Raw genomic sequence first — 16,416 nt, 5'->3', positions numbered from 1 at the left:
AAGAAACTATGAATAAGATATTTATATCCGCTTTACTCACTTCATCGCTACTACTGGGCGCATGCACAGACTTGAGTGAGAATCTATATGATAAAGTCTCCATGGACGACTATGGAAAGACACCCGCCGAAATACAGACTATCGTTTCGGGAGCATACGCCACCCTGCGTGGTTACGGAGCCAATACGCCCGAAGGAAACGGTGCCAACTGCTATCCTACCTGCGAATATGTATTCTTCCTCGACGAATGCGCCTCCGACGAAGCGTGTATTCCCACCCGTGGTACCGATTGGTACGACGGAGGACGTTACCAACAAGTACAATTCCATACCTGGGCTACCGATAATGCAATGGTATTGAGCGCATGGCGCTACTCCTTCACAGGTATCTCCAAGATCAACGCTATCATCTATCAGGTAGAAGCTTCCGAACTTTCTGCCGAAGCCAAAGCCAACGTAACCGCCGAACTTCGGGGACTGCGTGCTTACTATTACTGGCAACTACTCGATAAGTTCGGCAATGTGCCTATCGTTACTGACTTCGCCAATACGGAACTTCCCACGAGTACAACCCGCCTGAAAGTATTTGAGTTTGTAGAGAAAGAGATGGCGGAGATTCTGCCACAGCTGCCTACAGGCGTACAATACGGACGCTTCACACAAAACGTAGGTTATACTCTATTGGCACGTCTCTATCTGAATGCTGAGGTTTATACCGGTATCCCACGTTGGCAGGATTGCCTCGACGCTTGCGGAAAGGTGACAGGCTACACGCTAACCGCCTACTTTGACAACTTCGCCACACAGAACGAGACATCTCCCGAGATTATCTTTGCCATTCCCTACGACCACAAACAAGGAACGGTAGGCAACTATCTGGCATCTATGACCTATCATTACAACCAGAAACTAGCCTTCGACCCGAACGGCATCTATCAATGGTGCGGCAACGGTATCTCCGCCCAACCCGGTGTTTACTCTTCTTTCGAAGAAAACGACATGCGGCGCCAATCCTTGCTCATCGGTCAGCAGAAGAGTGCCAAGGACGGCAGTGACGTACTGATGGACAATGGCGAACCGCTGAACTACACCGAAGCCATCGTGAACTACACCAATGCCCTGCAAAACGAAGGTGCCCGCCTCAACAAGTATGCCTGGAATCCCAACGACGCCTGGGAGCGTGACAACGACTGGGTACTGATGCGTTACGCCGAAATCTTGCTGATGCAAGCCGAGTGTAACTTCCGCCTGGGTTATCCCGACACCGGTCTTCCTTACATCAACCAACTTCGCACCCGTGCAGGTTTGACTGCATTGACTACACTGACCGAGGAAGCATTAGACAAAGAATGGCTTCACGAATTTGTATTCGAAGGCTTGCGCCGTACAGTAAATATCCGTTTTGGCACTTTCTTCAAAGCATGGTGGGAAAAGGGAGACGACCCGGCAGACAAACGCACAGGTCTATATCCTATCCCCAAGGAAGAACGTGACAAGAACCCGAACCTAGGACAGAACCCGGGATATTAGGTTACATCATCCCAATGATAGGGATTCAAGCCCCCAAAGAGTAAGAGAGAGCCCACCTAAGGTTACGATCAAACACCCAAAACATCCGGGTCTTTTACCCAAAAACATCCGGATGTTTTCATGTAAAAGATGGGGATCTTTTGTAGTAAAAGACCCGGATCTTTTTGAAAATCACATGGGCATGTAATAGATGCTCGGTCGTAATGTGTAGCCTACTCAGACGTAATGTGTGGCCTGCTCACTCATAACAGGTGTACGGATAAGTACCCATAACTATAATAACAGAACTTAATCATGAAACGATTCACATACATTCTTCTCTTCGCTGCTCTCTTGCTGGAAGGCACAGCCTGCGGCAGTGGAAACGATGATTCTTCCGGCGGAAGCGAAGGTGGCAAGGAATTGCCCGGTGCCCTCGATCCCGCTCCCGTCAGTAAAAGTAACTCCATGAAGCTATACGCCCACTACATGCCCTGGTTCGAGACTCCCACCACCTCCAACGACAAGAAGTGGGGGCAACACTGGACCATGGCAACCCGTAACCCCGAACAAAAAGATGGTAACGGTCAGCGACAAATAGCCTCGCACTACTATCCGCTTATTGGCCCTTACGCCTCTAGCGATGCCGTAGTACTGAACTACCACGTCCTGCTGATGAAATATTCGGGAATAGACGGCGTAATGATAGACTGGTACGGCACGCAGGACAAGTATGACTACGCTCCCAACCGCCGCAATACCGAAGAACTGGTAAAGGCCATAGACCGTGCCGGACTACAATTCGCCATCGTCTATGAAGACCAGACAGTGAAAGAGCTACCCGATAACAATGCCCGTGTAGCGCAAGTCATTCGTGACATGCAATACCTGCAAAATAACTTCTTCAACAAAACAAGCTATGCAAAAACAGACGGAAAGCCACTACTCCTCGTCTTTGGCCCGCAAACCATCACAGCCCCCAAAGACTGGACCAGCATCTTCGGCAATCTCTCCACCAAACCTGCATTCGTAGTGCTGAACGACCATTCACACCTCGCCAATAGCAGTAGCGAGAAGAACTCCATCGGCGAATACCTATGGGCAAATACCGATCCCGCTTCTTACTACAACAAGGCCGCCAGCTTCGACCTCTGTATAGGTGGTGCCATGCCCGGCTTTCACGACTACTACAAGGAAGGTGGATGGGGGAACGGTTATACCTCCTATAACGACGAGAACGGTGCTCTTTTCGACCGCCAACTATCCGCAGCCCGGAGTGCCGGATTGGAATATCTGCAAATCAGCACTTGGAATGACTTTGGCGAAGGTACCAACATCGAGCCTGCCAAGGAGTACGAATACCGTTACCTGACCAAGTTGCAGCAGTTTGCCGGAACCTCTTACAACGAACACGTTCTGAAACAGATATATCGCTGGTACACATTAAAGCTGCAATACGCAGATGACAAAGGCAATGCCGGCAAATATCTGACACAAGCTTACTACTATTTCATCGCTTTGCAGCCCGACAAGGCAGAAGAATTAATGAACGAACTAAAATAAGTAAAACGCTCCTCCTCCCCCTTCAGGGGAATGGGGTTAAAACAAATAGGTATGAATATAGATAAACTAAAACGACTGACCGGCGGTTGCCTTTGCGGTCTGCTGCTTGCGGCATGCTCTGCCACGAACATAGAGACCTTGCAATCGCCCGACGGTGCGCTGACCCTGACAGCCGGAGTAAAGGACGGGAAACCTTATTACACGCTGAACCAAGGCACAGAGACTCTCATCAGCCCCTCCAACCTCGGCTTCACCCTCAACAATGGACCGTTGAGCGACAACTTCAAGCTGAAAGAAGTCCACCACAGCACCTTCGATGAAACCTGGGCACAACCTTGGGGCGAAGAGATAGAAATACGAAACCACTACAATGAGCTGACACTCGATCTCGAAGAACAGGACGGACTGAAGCGTCGCCTCAGCATCGTTTTCCGCCTCTTCGACGACGGACTGGGCTTCCGTTACCTCTTTCCGGAGCAGGAGAATCTGAAGGATTTCGTCATCTTGGACGAAGAGACCGAATACGCCTTTCCGCAAGATGCCCGTGCCTGGTCTATCCCTACTAATAGTACCAAATACTATGAAGCTATCTACACTCCTTCACCTTTGAGCCAGAAAGATACGGTCTCCACTCCTGTTACTCTGGAAGTAAATGATAGCCTCTACATGGTGCTACACGAAGCCAATCTGACGGATTATGCCAGTCTGAATCTGACTCAAAAGGCCAAACCCGGAAAAGATACAAAAGATGCCGGCGTTACCCTGCGTGCCGCCCTCACTCCTTGGAGTACCGGTGAGAAGGTTTTCGCCACTGCCCCCTTCGCCACGCCTTGGCGCACGATTATTGTAGCCAAGAAACCCGGAGATCTCATCCTCTCGCGGTTAATGTTGAACTTGAATGAGTCTTGCAAGCTGGAAGATACTTCCTGGATAGAACCGGGACGCTACATCGGCATCTGGTGGGGCATGCACATGGAAGCCTACACTTGGGCACAAGGTCCTAAACACGGAGCAACCACCGCCAACACCATGCGTTACATCGACTTTGCCGCCAAACATGGATTCAGTGGTGTACTCGTGGAAGGTTGGAACTACGGCTGGGACGGCGACTGGACACAAGAGGGTGATAAATTCAGCTTTACCCGTCCATATCCCGACTACGACCTGAAGAAACTCGCCGACTACGCCCGTCAGAAAGGAGTACGTCTCATCGCTCACAATGAAACCGGTGGTGCGGCTACCAACTATGAGCAGCAATTGGATAGTGCTTATACCCTCTATCGCTCTCTCGGCATCAATGCTGTTAAAACAGGTTACGTCAACCCCATGCTCGACCACAAGGAGCTTCAACACAGCCAATACGGTGTACGCCATTATCGCAAAGTTATCGAGACTGCCGCCCGCTACGGCATCATGGTCGACAACCATGAACCCGCCATGCCCAGCGGTCTGCAACGTACCTATCCCAACCTCATGACGCAGGAAGGAGTACGCGGACAAGAGTACAATGCCTGGAGCCCCGACGGTGGCAACCCGCCTGCACACACTTGTACCCTGCCTTTCACCCGTGGGCTTGCCGGACCGATGGACTTTACACCGGGCATATTCAATTTCAAGAACTCTGTTTTTCCGAATACCCATCCGCAGACTACCCTCGCCAAAGAATTAGCGTTGTACGTCGTGCTCTTCAGCCCCTTGCAGATGGCGGCAGATATGATAGAGAATTACGAGAATCAACCCGCTTTCTCTTTCATCACCTCTTGCCCGACGATTTGGTCGGAAACAGTTGTTCCTAATGCCAAAATAGGTGATTACGTCACCATTGCCCGCAAAGATCGCAACAGTGAGAATTGGTTTGTAGGCAGCATTACCAATGCTGAAGCCCGCACATTGTCTCTTCCCCTCAATTTTCTGGATAAAGAGATGAGCTACAAAGCTACAGTTTATGAAGATGGAGCAGGAGCGGATTACAAAACCAATCCGTATCCTGTAAAGATAAGCGAGCAGGAAGTAACGGCAAATAGTATATTGACGCTGCAATTAGCACCGGGAGGAGGTACGGCGATACGGATTGAGAAACTGTAGACACTGCCCCAATACCTTTCATAAGTTCTTAAGTTTCCTTTTCACACGTCCGGCACAGAGCAATAAGTTGTTGCTCTGTGCCGGACTTCTTATGTATTATTACATCAATAACCGATAAACCCCGCCTACCAACGCTTTTACCACCCCTTTCATTTCCAATTCGAAAAGTAAAGTGGTCATACGGTTTACGGGAAGATTGGCTTCTACTACCAAAGTATTGATATGCAGATCTCCTTGACTGGAAAGGATACGGACTACATTACTCTCTTCTTCCGTCAGTTCCGGGAAAAGATCACGCTGAACAGCCTCTGGTTTCTCCGCTTGCGCAGCAGGCATCCAGCCCATAGCACGTACAAAGTCCCCGGCAGACTGGATAAGTGCGGCTTTACTATCGCGTATCAACTGGTTACAACCGATAGAAGCAGCATCCGATACACGTCCCGGAACAGCGAAGCAATCCCGGTGATAGCCCTCCGCCAATTCTGCCGTAATGAGTGAACCACCCTTATCCCCAGACTCCACAACAATCGTTGCATCGCACATACCTGCCACAATGCGGTTGCGACTGACGAAATTATAACGGTCGGGGTTGGTATCGGTGAGAAATTCGGTAAGCAGACCGCCGTTCTCCAACATGTCGACGGCTGTTTTGCGATGTACGTAGGGGTAAATCCGGTCCAAGCCATGCGCCAGCACTGCAACGGTAGAAAGCTGATGGGCCAAAGCAGCACGGTGTGCATGAATATCAATGCCATATGCCAGTCCACTAACGACCAATATATCCGGGCAGAGCGCAGCCATATCGTGCAGGAAGTCAGCACAGAACTGCTTTCCATAATCGGTAGCACGGCGCGTACCTACCATATTTATCACTCGCAGCCGGTTGAAATCAGTGTTTCCTTTGAAAAACAAGACAAGCGGAGCATCCTCGCATTCCCTCAGGCGGGAAGGATAGTCCGTATCTTTCAACGTCAGACAAGAGATTCGGTTTTTCTCGACAAACTCCATCTCTTTTTCGGCACGGAGAAAGGCGGCAGGACAATCAAGAGAAGCAGCTACAGTAGGAGAGATTCCCGGAAGAATTTCAATCAGTTCTGTACGCCGGCGGAACACCTCGACGGCACTACCCATACCCTCTATTAAACGCTTTGCCCCGATATGTCCTATACCGGGGCAAAGCGTGAGAGCTATACTGCAAACATGTTCATCGCTATTCATTAGCAGAGTGTTTTTACATCGTTATTATTCCAGATAAGGAGCAAATAGCTTATCGAACAACTCACTATCCGACAAACGCCCGTTCACTAAACAAACAGTTTCCACCACTCCTTTCAGAGAAACCTTACCGTCGCTCTTGCGGAATATATCCTGATAAAAGACATACTTTATGCCTTCCTTCTTCATATACAGCTTAGAAACAAACTCATCTCCACTCTTCAATGGTGTCTTGAATGCCATATTGATACGCGCCACAACCGGGTCTACCCCTTCTTCATGCAACTTAGCAAAGCTGACACCCGTAGAAGCAAGGAACTCATGCCTCGTATGCTCCAGATAATGCTGATAATTAGCGTTATTGACAATACCTTGCAGGTCGCATTCATAGTCGCGCACCTTCATTGTAAGTTCGTAAATGTACTCCATTAGTGATGAGTTAATGATTAATACTATTTCTCATCCTCGTTGCTTCTCTACATCCAGCCCCTTGAACTTCTTCAGTTCTTCTACGGAAACCAATTTGTAGAGTTTGTCGCTTGGACGTATTTTAGGCGATTTCATGGAGAAGTGCTGACCTTTCTTTACGGTCTGCACAACATTCAAGTCCACACGGGCCTCATCCAACGTGAGGAATTCCGCACCGGTGGTAGGACCTGTTATCAACAATTTATCACCCACGTTGACTTCGGCAGCTTCTACCAAGAACTCCGCTACGCCGATATTGGAGAAGTATCTGATGCCCTTACCCACATATATCTTACGTTCTGTAGCAGCAGAACCGTAATTCTTAGTCCATTCTCCTAATCGTTGACCCAGGTAATAGCCATCCCAGAAACCACGATTGAAGACAGTCATCAAGCGTTCGTCCCAAATGGCAATCTTCTCGTCGGTGAATGTACCGTCCAAATAGGCGCGGATAGCTTCTTTGTAACATTCCACTACAGTGCGCACATACTCAGGACCACGAGCACGTCCTTCTATCTTGAAGACACGCACACCGGCATCGAGCATCTTGTTCATAAAGTGGATGGTCTTCAAGTCTTTAGGAGACATGATGTATTGATTATCCACTTCCAGTTCTACGTCGGTCTCTTTATCGCGTACCGTATAGGAACGACGGCACACTTGCATGCAAGCACCACGATTAGCAGAATAATTCATCTCGTGAAGCGAGAGGTAGCACTTGCCGGATACCGCCATGCAAAGCGCTCCGTGACAAAACATTTCAATGCGCAGTTGCTCTCCACTCGGTCCGCAGATATTCTCTTCGCAAATATACCGGTAGATTTCCGCGACCTGCTCCAGGTTCAGTTCACGTGCCAGTACCACCACATCGGCAAACTGTGCATAGAAGCGTAGGGCCTCTACATTCGAGATATTGAGCTGTGTGGAGAGATGTACCTCCTGCCCTATCTGGCGTGCATAGCTCATCACTGCCACATCTGCCGCAATAACTGCCGAGATGCCCGCCGCCTTGGCTGCATCTACAATAGTGTGCATCAGGGGAATATCGTTGTCGTAGATAATAGTATTTACCGTAAGATAACTCTTCATTCCATGCTCGTCACAGGTCTGTGCTATCTCACACAAATCGTCGATAGTGAACGTATTAGCAGAACGGGCACGCATGTTCAGGTTCTCAATACCAAAGTAGATGGAGTCTGCTCCTGCCTGAATAGCTGCGGCAAGCGATTCACGCGAGCCAACAGGCGCCATAATTTCGAAATCATTTATATTAAAACCCATAAGATATGTAGAAAGCTAATTTGATTTAGGGCAAAGGTAGGCTTTTTTCCGTACTTTTGTAGCGGAATAATCATTTAGTAACATTTTATACATGAAAATAAGCCATATAGAACTAAGCAAATACCCCATCCTCCTCGCCCCCATGGAAGACGTCACCGACCCTGCCTTCCGCCTCATGTGCAAACGGTTCGGAGCAGACATGGTATATACTGAATTCGTATCTGCCGATGCACTCATCCGCTCCGTCAGCAAGACCGAGCAGAAGCTGAACATCAGCGACGAGGAGCGTCCTGTGGCTATACAGATATACGGCAAAGACACAGATACGATGGTGGAAGCCGCACGAATTGTAGAAGAAGCTCGTCCGGATATACTGGACATCAACTTCGGCTGCCCCGTAAAACGTGTAGCTGGAAAAGGTGCAGGTGCAGGCATGCTACAAAATATCCCCAAGATGCTCGAAATCACCCGTGCCGTAGTAGATGCCGTAAAGATACCCGTCACCGTAAAGACCCGCCTGGGCTGGGATGCCAACAGCAAGATTATCGTAGAGCTTGCCGAGCAGTTACAGGATTGTGGTATCGCCGCCCTCACCATTCACGGCCGTACCCGTGCGCAGATGTACACCGGCGAAGCGGACTGGACACTGATAGGCGAAGTGAAGAACAATCCCCGTATGCACATCCCCATCATCGGCAACGGAGACATCACCACGCCCCAACGCGCCAAAGAGTGCTTCGATCTTTATGGTGTAGATGCCATCATGATAGGTCGTGCCAGCTTCGGTCGCCCGTGGATATTCAAGGAAGTGAAGCATTATCTGGAGACAGGCGAAGAATTGTCCCCTCTCAGCTCTGAATGGAGACTGAACGTACTCCGCCAAGAAGTAGACGACAGTGTCAAGTTGCTGGACGAACGCCGGGGCATCCTGCACGTACGCCGCCACCTTGCTGCCAGTCCGCTATTCAAGGGAATACCCAATTTCAGGGATACAAGAATAGCCATGCTACGAGCAGAGACAAAAGAAGAGTTATACGATATCTTCGACAGTATCGCCCCGTTGCTCCCTTAACGAAAGCTGCTATAATCTCATTTGAACATCGGCTGCGCAAACCATCGCTTGAACATCCACGTGGCCACTATATAAATGGCGAAAGCAGAGATGAAGCCTACGATAGAGTCTATCAGATAATGCGCCTGAATATAGACTGTAGCTCCACACAGCAACAAATAAAAAGGCAGCAGGCAGGTAAATAAACGCTTACTTCCACGCCACGCCATAATCATCAGGACAGTGGACATCCCCACGTGCGAACTGGGGAAAGCCGCCGTAGGACGTTCGCCCACTTGCTGGGAGCCTTCTACCAGGTTATAGAAGAAACCATGGTCATAGCCCGGTCCGGGCAATAGTTCCTGATGGTGGTGAAAATAATCGCCGATAGAAGGGAAGATACCTTGTGTCACATTGTCATCGCCAATAGCAGGGAAATAGAACTGCGGACCGGCAACAGGCACGAATATATAGATGAGATAATAGATAAAGAAAGCAGTAACCACAACAAACGACACCTTTTCGAAAAGGTCGTAGCGATAAATAAAGTACCACACCACTACCACCAGTATCATTGGATAATAGGCAAAGTAACCCATATTAAGCGGCTCGCTCACCCACATCTCGGGGAACTTGGCACAAAACCATACAGCCGGCTGACCTCCGAAAATCCATTGCTCGGCCGAAGCAAACACGTGGTCGAGATTAGGGAATACCCGGTTGAACTCAAAAGTATCTGGATACCAATAGGAGAGCAGGGACATCTGAATAGCGATACGTATAAACGCGGAGAATTTACAGGGCGCCAAACGATACAGATACATCAACAGGAACGTCATTCCTGCAATCATAGCACGGTCTAAGAGCATCTGCCCCGGATGATCCATTTCCTGATAAAGAAATAGAATGAGAATAGATGTCAATAGATTATATATCAACGTGATCTTCTCGACTGCAAAAAGCCCTTTACGGGTTTCCACCCTTTTAAATAAATCTAAAGCCATCCTTGTTCTTTATACCAAGCAATTGTTTCTTTTACTCCCCGCTCTAAATCGTATTCAGGACTGTAACCCAGTTCCTCGACTGCCGGAGTAATGTCGCACTGCCAGTTGCGTTGTTTCATTATTCTATATTTATCCGAATTGAGCGTACTGGTCGTATGCTGACGCTTCGCCCAAAATTCAGCGAGCAAAGATACTACTTTCAGAACAATTAACGGACATCTGAAGCGAATAACAAACGGATTACCCAATTCTTTCCTTATTAAATCGGAAAAAGTACGACTTTGGTATACCCCGCCGTCCGCCAAAAAGTAAGAACGGCGGCACACTTGTTTGTCGATTCCCAGGAATACTGCCTGCACTATATCTTTGACATAGACAAAAGTCAGGTCTTGCCGACGAAAACCCACCGCAAAATCGGTATGTTGCTGAATGGACTTCGCCATTAGGAAATAATCTTTCTCACGTGGACCGTAAACACCGGTAGGGCGATAAACGACGTACGGAAAGCCCGGTATACTCTGCAAATAAAGTTCGGTTTTCAGTTTACTGAAGCCATATGCCGTATTGGGCACGGGACTATCATCTTCTGCTATCGGTGTGAAATTTTTCTCACGGGCAGGACCGTATACGCTCAAAGTACTGATAAAGATAAACTGCTTCGGAATCATATTCAGTTCTCTCAGCGTATCTACAAAGTATTTGGTTTGCAGGAAGTTCACCCGGTCGAAATCGTTCTTATCGACGCATTTCGTAACGCCGGCACAGTGAATAATGTAATCGAACTTATTATATGTACCCTTGTGTCCGGATAATTGCGCCCGGAGTTCGTTGGGATGTGCAAAGTCCAGTTCCAGGATATGTATCTTACGGTTCTGCAAGTATTCACGACTACTGGAGGAGCGAACGCCTGCCCATACACCAAACTTACGCCTCAACGCCTCTTCAACGATGAAACTCCCGATAAATCCGCTTGCACCTGTAATTAGAACCGATTCCATGAATTTAATATATCATTTAGCGTTATAATAAACAAATCACTTATAACTCTCCCCTGTCTTCTTCCTTTATCGGCTCTACGTGGATACCGATGTGAGTACCCCTGCCAAATTGCTCCCTCAACTTGTTCTCAATAGCTGTTGCCGTACGATGAGCTTCTTCCAATAGAATTTTACCATTCATGCGCACATGTACTTCGATAGCATAATAATTACCAATACGGCGTGTACGAAGATGATGCGGCGAACTCACTCCGGGAAACGAGAGAATGGTTTCCTCTATTTTTTTCTCTACTTCGGCAGGTAAAGATTTCTCCAGCAATTCTTCGACACAAGGTATCAGCAACTGAACAGCCACTTTCATAATGAAGAAGCTGACGATTACTGCTGCTACCGGGTCTAATACCCGCCAATGACTGCCCAGAAGAATGGCTCCGCCAATACCGATAGCGGTTCCAATGGACGAAAGAGCATCGCTCCGGTGATGCCATGCATTGGCCAAGACTGCTTGGGAGTTTAGTTTCTTCCCCTCGTATATAGTATATTGATAAAGAATTTCTTTTGAAACAATGGATATCAATGCTGCAATAAACGCAAACATTCCCGGTTCGGGCAGAGAAGCGCCATTCAGGAAATGATAAATGGACGTAGCCCCATTCCAAAAGATGCCGAAACCAACAAACAACAAGATTATACCAATGATGGCAGTTGCCAACGTTTCATATTTACCATGCCCATAGTCATGCCCTTCATCTTCGGGTTTCGAAGAGATACGGACAAAAGCAATGACAATAATATCTGTTATAAAATCGGAAAGAGAATGAACTGCATCGGCAAGCATAGCCGCACTGTGTCCCATGATTCCTGCGAAGAACTTAAAGATAACCAACAGAAAGTTGACCAAACTTCCTACTATTGTCACCTTATAAATACCTTTTTCCCGTGCAACGTCTTCCGGATTCTTGTTTTGTTTTTCCATTTGCTCATTTGCTTAGTCGTTGCAAAGATAATGCAAACCGAGAGTAAAAACAAGCAAGCTTGTTTTTACCTTGGCGCAGCTCATCTTTGCTGCGCAAATATAGTACATAAATCGATTACGAGCGGTTGTTCTACTATTATTTTAGCAGTATAACAAGATTTTAGGGAAAGATTGAACGAGTAAATGCATTTATTTGTTTACTTTGCATTGATCTAAATATAAAATGTTATGGCTAAGAATAAAGAAAAGAAAGCCGGCAAGCGAATGAAGAAGAAAGAACTTGTCAAAATCGTGCTGGAGTTTTTCCATGCAAAGCAAAATGAAGTACTGTCCCTGAAATACATCTTTGAACAGCTCCACCTTACAACACATCCTCTGAAAATGTTGTGTATGGACATCTTGTCCGAATTATCTGACGACGACTATATCACCGAAGTAGATAAGCATAAATATAAACTGAATAATCATGGGGTTGAAATGACCGGCATCTTCCAGCGCAAAAGCAATGGAAAGAACTCTTTCATACCCGAAGGTGGTGGCGACCCCATCTTCGTTGCCGAACGCAACTCGGCACATGCCATGAACAATGACAAGGTGCGCATCGCCTTCTACGCCAAACGTCGCGGACGCGAAGCCGAAGGAGAAGTCATCGAGATATTGGAACGTGCCAACGATACGTTTGTAGGCACACTGGAAGTAGCTAACTCATACGCCTTCCTGGTGACGGAAAACCGCACGCTTGCCAACGACATCTTCATCCCCAAAGAGAAGTTGAAAGGTGGCAAGACCGGCGACAAAGCCATTGTAAAAGTAGTAGAGTGGCCCGACAAAGCCAAGAACCCCATCGGACAAGTGATTGACATCCTAGGCAAAGCAGGTGATAACACCACCGAGATGCACGCCATCCTTGCCGAATTCGGGCTGCCGTATGTATATCCTTCTGCCGTAGAAAAGGCTGCCGACAAGATACCCGCCGAGATCTCCGAAGAAGAGATTGCCAAGCGTGAGGACTTCCGGGGTGTAACCACCTTCACCATCGACCCCAAAGATGCCAAGGACTTTGACGACGCCCTCTCCATCCGCCACCTCAAAGACGGACTTTGGGAGGTAGGCGTACACATTGCGGACGTCACCCACTACGTGCTCGAAGGCGGCATCATCGACAAGGAAGCCGAGAAGCGCGCCACTTCCGTTTATCTGGTAGACCGCACCATCCCGATGCTGCCCGAACGGTTGTGTAACTTCATCTGCTCCCTCCGCCCCGACGAAGAGAAGCTTGCCTACTCTGTTGTCTTCGACATCACCGAAAAGGGAGATGTAAAAGACTCGCGTGTAGTGCATACCGTCATCAAGAGCGACCGCCGCTTCACTTACGAAGAGGCTCAACAAGTCATCGAAACCGGCAAAGGCGACTATAAAGAGGAAATCCTCGAACTGGACAAGCTAGCCAAAATTCTGCGCGAGAAGCGTTTCACCGCCGGTGCCATCAACTTCGACCGCTACGAAGTGAAGTTCGAGATAGACGAGAAAGGCAAACCTATCAGCGTCTACTTCAAAGAATCGAAGGATGCCAACAAGCTGATCGAAGAGTTCATGCTACTTGCCAATCGCACCGTTGCCGAGAAGATAGGTCGTGTGCCCAAGAACAAGAAGGCGAAGGTATTGCCTTACCGTATCCACGACCTTCCCGATCCGGAGAAGCTGGACAACCTGGCACAGTTCATCGCCCGCTTCGGCTACAAACTGCGCACCAGCGGAACGAAGACCGATATATCCAAATCCATCAATCACCTGCTGGATGACATTCAAGGCAAGAAGGAGGAGAATCTGATAGAAACCGTCTCCATCCGTGCCATGCAGAAAGCACGCTACTCGGTGCACAACGTAGGACACTACGGCTTGGCATTCGATTATTATACGCACTTCACTTCGCCCATCCGCCGCTATCCGGATATGATGGTGCACCGTCTGCTCACCAAATACATCGACCTGGGTGGTCGTAGCGTGTCCGAACAGAAGTACGAAGCGCTTTGCGAGCACAGCAGTTCGATGGAGCAGATAGCTGCCAATGCCGAACGTGCTTCCATAAAGTACAAGCAGGTAGAGTTTATGACTGAACGTCTGGGGCAGACTTACGATGGTGTTATCTCCGGCGTAACCGAATGGGGCTTGTATGTAGAGCTGAACGAAAACAAGTGCGAAGGTATGATCCCCGTTCGTGACCTTGACGATGATTACTACGAATTCGACGAGAAGAATTATTGCTTGCGCGGACGCCGCAAAAACCGGATATACAGTTTGGGAGACGCGATAACTATTAAGGTGGCACGCGCCAATCTGGAGAAGAAACAGTTGGATTTTGCACTCGAAGAATAAGTCCTGGCAAGCATATACTATATTTAGCAATCTTGAGATAATCAGTAATTGATCTACTAAGTAGTTACTGATTATCTCAAGATTTTTCACAATACAGCATTAACACGTCCGCTCTTTACAAACAAATTTAAACCATCCATTTATATGAAAAGTTCTTTTATACTAATCATTCTGTTATTATGCCTACCCTTTGCAACGATTCATTCAATAGGCAAAAATGACAGAAATACATTACAAGTAAAAGAGAATTTAGACAGTCTTGACAAATATATCCTCCATACAGATATTTATAAAAAACAAAAAGAAGAGAGAATCTCTGTCCTTTCTGAACGATTGAAAGATACAGGCCTCTCTTTGGATGAACAATACAGATACACCTACCTGCTTTTTGACGAATATTCTACTTATCAATCTAAATTGATGTACACCAGTGCTAATCGACTTATCGAATTGTCCTCACGCATGAATGACAAGAATAAAGTAGTTGATTCTGAAATCCAATTAGCATATAGCTATCTTTGGTGCGGAGCTTTTAAAGAAGCATACGAGTATGCTAATACGATTGATACAGTTGGAACTACCAATCACACGAAAGTCTATTACCTGATGTTTCGATTGAATTTGGAATATGAATCTGCCTTATACGTTAAGCCACTTCATTTTTTTCTCCAAAACTACAATAACAGCATGTGCCGGATCATTAATCAATTGGAAAAGCTATTGCCAGCTGATGACGATCACTTACTTGAAGCTCGACAAAAGGCATGTTCGCATAATAATCAATTCAAACAAGCCTACGAATATCTTCAACAACGACTAAAGCACTCATCAGGCGTTTCCCGCGAAATGTCCGCCAAACTGGGCGATGTTGGTTTCTATCACCTGGAAATGGGTGACACAGTAACTGCCATTCAATATATGGTAAAGAGTGCAATAATGGATATTCAAATAGGTTCCAAACAAGCACCGGCTCTTAGAAAAATAGCGGAAGCCATCTATCCCGATGGAGAAGTGGAGAGGGCCTATAAGTATATACAATTGTCAATGGAAAATGCAGTTTTCTTTGACTCAAGATATCGCATGTACGAATCCAGTATTACTTTGCCCTTAATCGACAAAGATTTATATGAACTAACAAAGAAGCAAAAAGATACTCTGGCCATTACTGTTTGTTTCATTATCCTATTCATTATTACTCTATTTATATCTTTCTTGTTTATCTGGAAACAAAACAAGAAACTCAAGAGTTCTGCCCTCTTGATTCAAGACCAGAACATGTCACTACTATCCATGAACGCACGTATGACAGAAATCAATAAGGAATTGCAAGATGCAAATAATATCAAAGCTACCTATTTGGGAAGAATATTGTCAGACAACTCTTCCTCTATCAGCGCAATGGAAGAGCTTGTGAAAGTGGTGAGAATCAAAATTAAGGCCAAGCAATTTGACGATATTATACAATTTATCTATAAACATGACTATCTGAAGAAACGGAAAGACATGTTAGCACGCTTTGACGAAATGTTCCTGAAGTTATTTCCCAATTTCATCGAGAAGTTCAATTCTCTTTTGAAAGAGGAAGACCGGGTGATTGTACAAGAAAAGAATATGTTGACGCCAGAACTACGCATATTTGCTTTAGTCAGATTGGGAGTCACCAAAAGTGACACCATAGCTGAGATTCTAGACTTCTCAGCAAGCACAGTACGCAACTACAAAACTAAAATCAGAAATATCTCAATTGTCCCGAATGAAGAGTTTGACAAATGCCTTTTAGAGATAGAATCTGAACCATAAGCTCTCAAAAGCAACTCCAAAAGAGTCCCTTAATTAAGTTTTTCGCTATTTATTACTGTACTCAACCTGCAACATTAACACGCCATACATC

Annotated in this window: 12 protein-coding genes; 6 read left to right on the top strand and 6 right to left on the bottom strand. The window is 46.9% G+C overall.

The window, feature by feature from the left end; genetic code table 11:
• The first annotated feature begins 8 nt into the window (after positions 1–8).
• The 3 genes from Q1W14_RS17645 to Q1W14_RS17635 all read left to right on the top strand — a co-directional run bounded on the left by Q1W14_RS17645 (position 9) and on the right by Q1W14_RS17635 (position 5,156).
• Complete coding sequence (locus Q1W14_RS17645; RefSeq protein ID WP_300703768.1) at positions 9–1,529, top strand: RagB/SusD family nutrient uptake outer membrane protein; 1,521 nt, start codon at positions 9–11, stop codon at positions 1,527–1,529.
• Positions 1,530–1,823: 294 nt separating this feature from the next.
• Positions 1,824–3,071 carry a glycoside hydrolase family 71/99-like protein gene (locus Q1W14_RS17640; RefSeq protein WP_300703766.1) on the top strand — a complete coding sequence of 416 codons (1,248 nt, stop codon included), beginning with the start codon at positions 1,824–1,826 and terminating at the stop codon, positions 3,069–3,071.
• Positions 3,072–3,122: 51 nt separating this feature from the next.
• Positions 3,123–5,156, top strand: a complete 2,034-nt coding sequence (locus Q1W14_RS17635; protein ID WP_300703763.1) for a glycoside hydrolase family 97 protein — start codon at positions 3,123–3,125, stop codon at positions 5,154–5,156.
• A 99-nt stretch (positions 5,157–5,255) separates the two neighbouring features.
• On the opposite strand, the gene dprA is transcribed toward Q1W14_RS17635, so the two are convergent.
• The 3 genes from dprA to Q1W14_RS17620 are packed head-to-tail and all read right to left on the bottom strand — an operon-like array spanning position 5,256 to position 8,120.
• Positions 5,256–6,374: a DNA-processing protein DprA gene (gene dprA / locus Q1W14_RS17630; protein WP_300703761.1), complete on the bottom strand. Its 1,119-nt coding sequence runs from the start codon at positions 6,372–6,374 to the stop codon at positions 5,256–5,258.
• A 24-nt stretch (positions 6,375–6,398) separates the two neighbouring features.
• Positions 6,399–6,800, bottom strand: coding sequence for a thioesterase family protein (locus Q1W14_RS17625; protein ID WP_300703759.1), 402 nt, complete (start codon positions 6,798–6,800; stop codon positions 6,399–6,401).
• A gap of 30 nt (positions 6,801–6,830) precedes the next feature.
• On the bottom strand, positions 6,831–8,120 hold the full coding sequence (locus Q1W14_RS17620) for a peptidase U32 family protein (RefSeq protein ID WP_300703757.1): 1,290 nt from the start codon (positions 8,118–8,120) through the stop codon (positions 6,831–6,833).
• A 91-nt stretch (positions 8,121–8,211) separates the two neighbouring features.
• Between Q1W14_RS17620 and dusB the strand changes: the two genes are divergently transcribed.
• Positions 8,212–9,192 (top strand): tRNA dihydrouridine synthase DusB, encoded by a 981-nt coding sequence (gene dusB / locus Q1W14_RS17615; protein WP_300703756.1) that lies wholly within the window; start codon positions 8,212–8,214, stop codon positions 9,190–9,192.
• Between the two features lie 17 nt (positions 9,193–9,209).
• Here dusB and Q1W14_RS17610 read toward each other — a convergent pair whose 3' ends face one another.
• Genes Q1W14_RS17610 through Q1W14_RS17600 form a run of 3 tightly spaced genes read right to left on the bottom strand, consistent with a single transcriptional unit; the run spans position 9,210 to position 12,149 of the window.
• A complete protein-coding gene (locus Q1W14_RS17610) occupies positions 9,210–10,175 on the bottom strand; it encodes a phosphatase PAP2 family protein (RefSeq protein WP_300703754.1) in 966 nt (321 codons plus the stop codon).
• Positions 10,166–11,173, bottom strand: a complete 1,008-nt coding sequence (locus Q1W14_RS17605; protein ID WP_300703751.1) for an NAD(P)-dependent oxidoreductase — start codon at positions 11,171–11,173, stop codon at positions 10,166–10,168. The genes Q1W14_RS17610 and Q1W14_RS17605 overlap by 10 nt, the downstream gene beginning before the upstream one ends.
• Before the next feature lie 40 nt (positions 11,174–11,213).
• The gene (locus Q1W14_RS17600) at positions 11,214–12,149 is read right to left on the bottom strand and encodes a cation diffusion facilitator family transporter (RefSeq protein WP_300703749.1); all 936 of its coding nucleotides are present in this window, start codon (positions 12,147–12,149) and stop codon (positions 11,214–11,216) included.
• A gap of 228 nt (positions 12,150–12,377) precedes the next feature.
• On the opposite strand from Q1W14_RS17600, the gene rnr reads away from it, so the two are divergent.
• Entirely contained in the window at positions 12,378–14,525 is a 2,148-nt protein-coding gene (rnr, locus tag Q1W14_RS17595; protein ID WP_300703747.1) for a ribonuclease R, read from the top strand.
• Positions 14,526–14,669: 144 nt separating this feature from the next.
• A complete protein-coding gene (locus tag Q1W14_RS17590) occupies positions 14,670–16,325 on the top strand; it encodes a DUF6377 domain-containing protein (protein WP_300703744.1) in 1,656 nt (551 codons plus the stop codon).
• Positions 16,326–16,416: the final 91 nt, after the last annotated feature.

The organism is Bacteroides sp. (assembly GCF_030151085.1).
GTDB lineage: Bacteria > Bacteroidota > Bacteroidia > Bacteroidales > Bacteroidaceae > Bacteroides.
The sequence above is the reverse complement of the archived record's forward strand: the minus strand, read 5'-3'. Positions and strand labels throughout refer to the sequence as shown.

Coding starts and splice junctions, on each gene's coding strand:
- Q1W14_RS17600 (WP_300703749.1), bottom strand. CDS start 12,149: ATGGAAAAACAAAACAAGAATCCGGAAGACGTTGCACGGGAAAAAGGT.
- Q1W14_RS17625 (WP_300703759.1), bottom strand. CDS start 6,800: ATGGAGTACATTTACGAACTTACAATGAAGGTGCGCGACTATGAATGC.
- rnr (WP_300703747.1), top strand. CDS start 12,378: ATGGCTAAGAATAAAGAAAAGAAAGCCGGCAAGCGAATGAAGAAGAAA.
- Q1W14_RS17610 (WP_300703754.1), bottom strand. CDS start 10,175: ATGGCTTTAGATTTATTTAAAAGGGTGGAAACCCGTAAAGGGCTTTTT.
- Q1W14_RS17640 (WP_300703766.1), top strand. CDS start 1,824: ATGAAACGATTCACATACATTCTTCTCTTCGCTGCTCTCTTGCTGGAA.
- Q1W14_RS17620 (WP_300703757.1), bottom strand. CDS start 8,120: ATGGGTTTTAATATAAATGATTTCGAAATTATGGCGCCTGTTGGCTCG.
- Q1W14_RS17590 (WP_300703744.1), top strand. CDS start 14,670: ATGAAAAGTTCTTTTATACTAATCATTCTGTTATTATGCCTACCCTTT.
- Q1W14_RS17635 (WP_300703763.1), top strand. CDS start 3,123: ATGAATATAGATAAACTAAAACGACTGACCGGCGGTTGCCTTTGCGGT.
- Q1W14_RS17645 (WP_300703768.1), top strand. CDS start 9: ATGAATAAGATATTTATATCCGCTTTACTCACTTCATCGCTACTACTG.
- dprA (WP_300703761.1), bottom strand. CDS start 6,374: ATGAATAGCGATGAACATGTTTGCAGTATAGCTCTCACGCTTTGCCCC.
- Q1W14_RS17605 (WP_300703751.1), bottom strand. CDS start 11,173: ATGGAATCGGTTCTAATTACAGGTGCAAGCGGATTTATCGGGAGTTTC.
- dusB (WP_300703756.1), top strand. CDS start 8,212: ATGAAAATAAGCCATATAGAACTAAGCAAATACCCCATCCTCCTCGCC.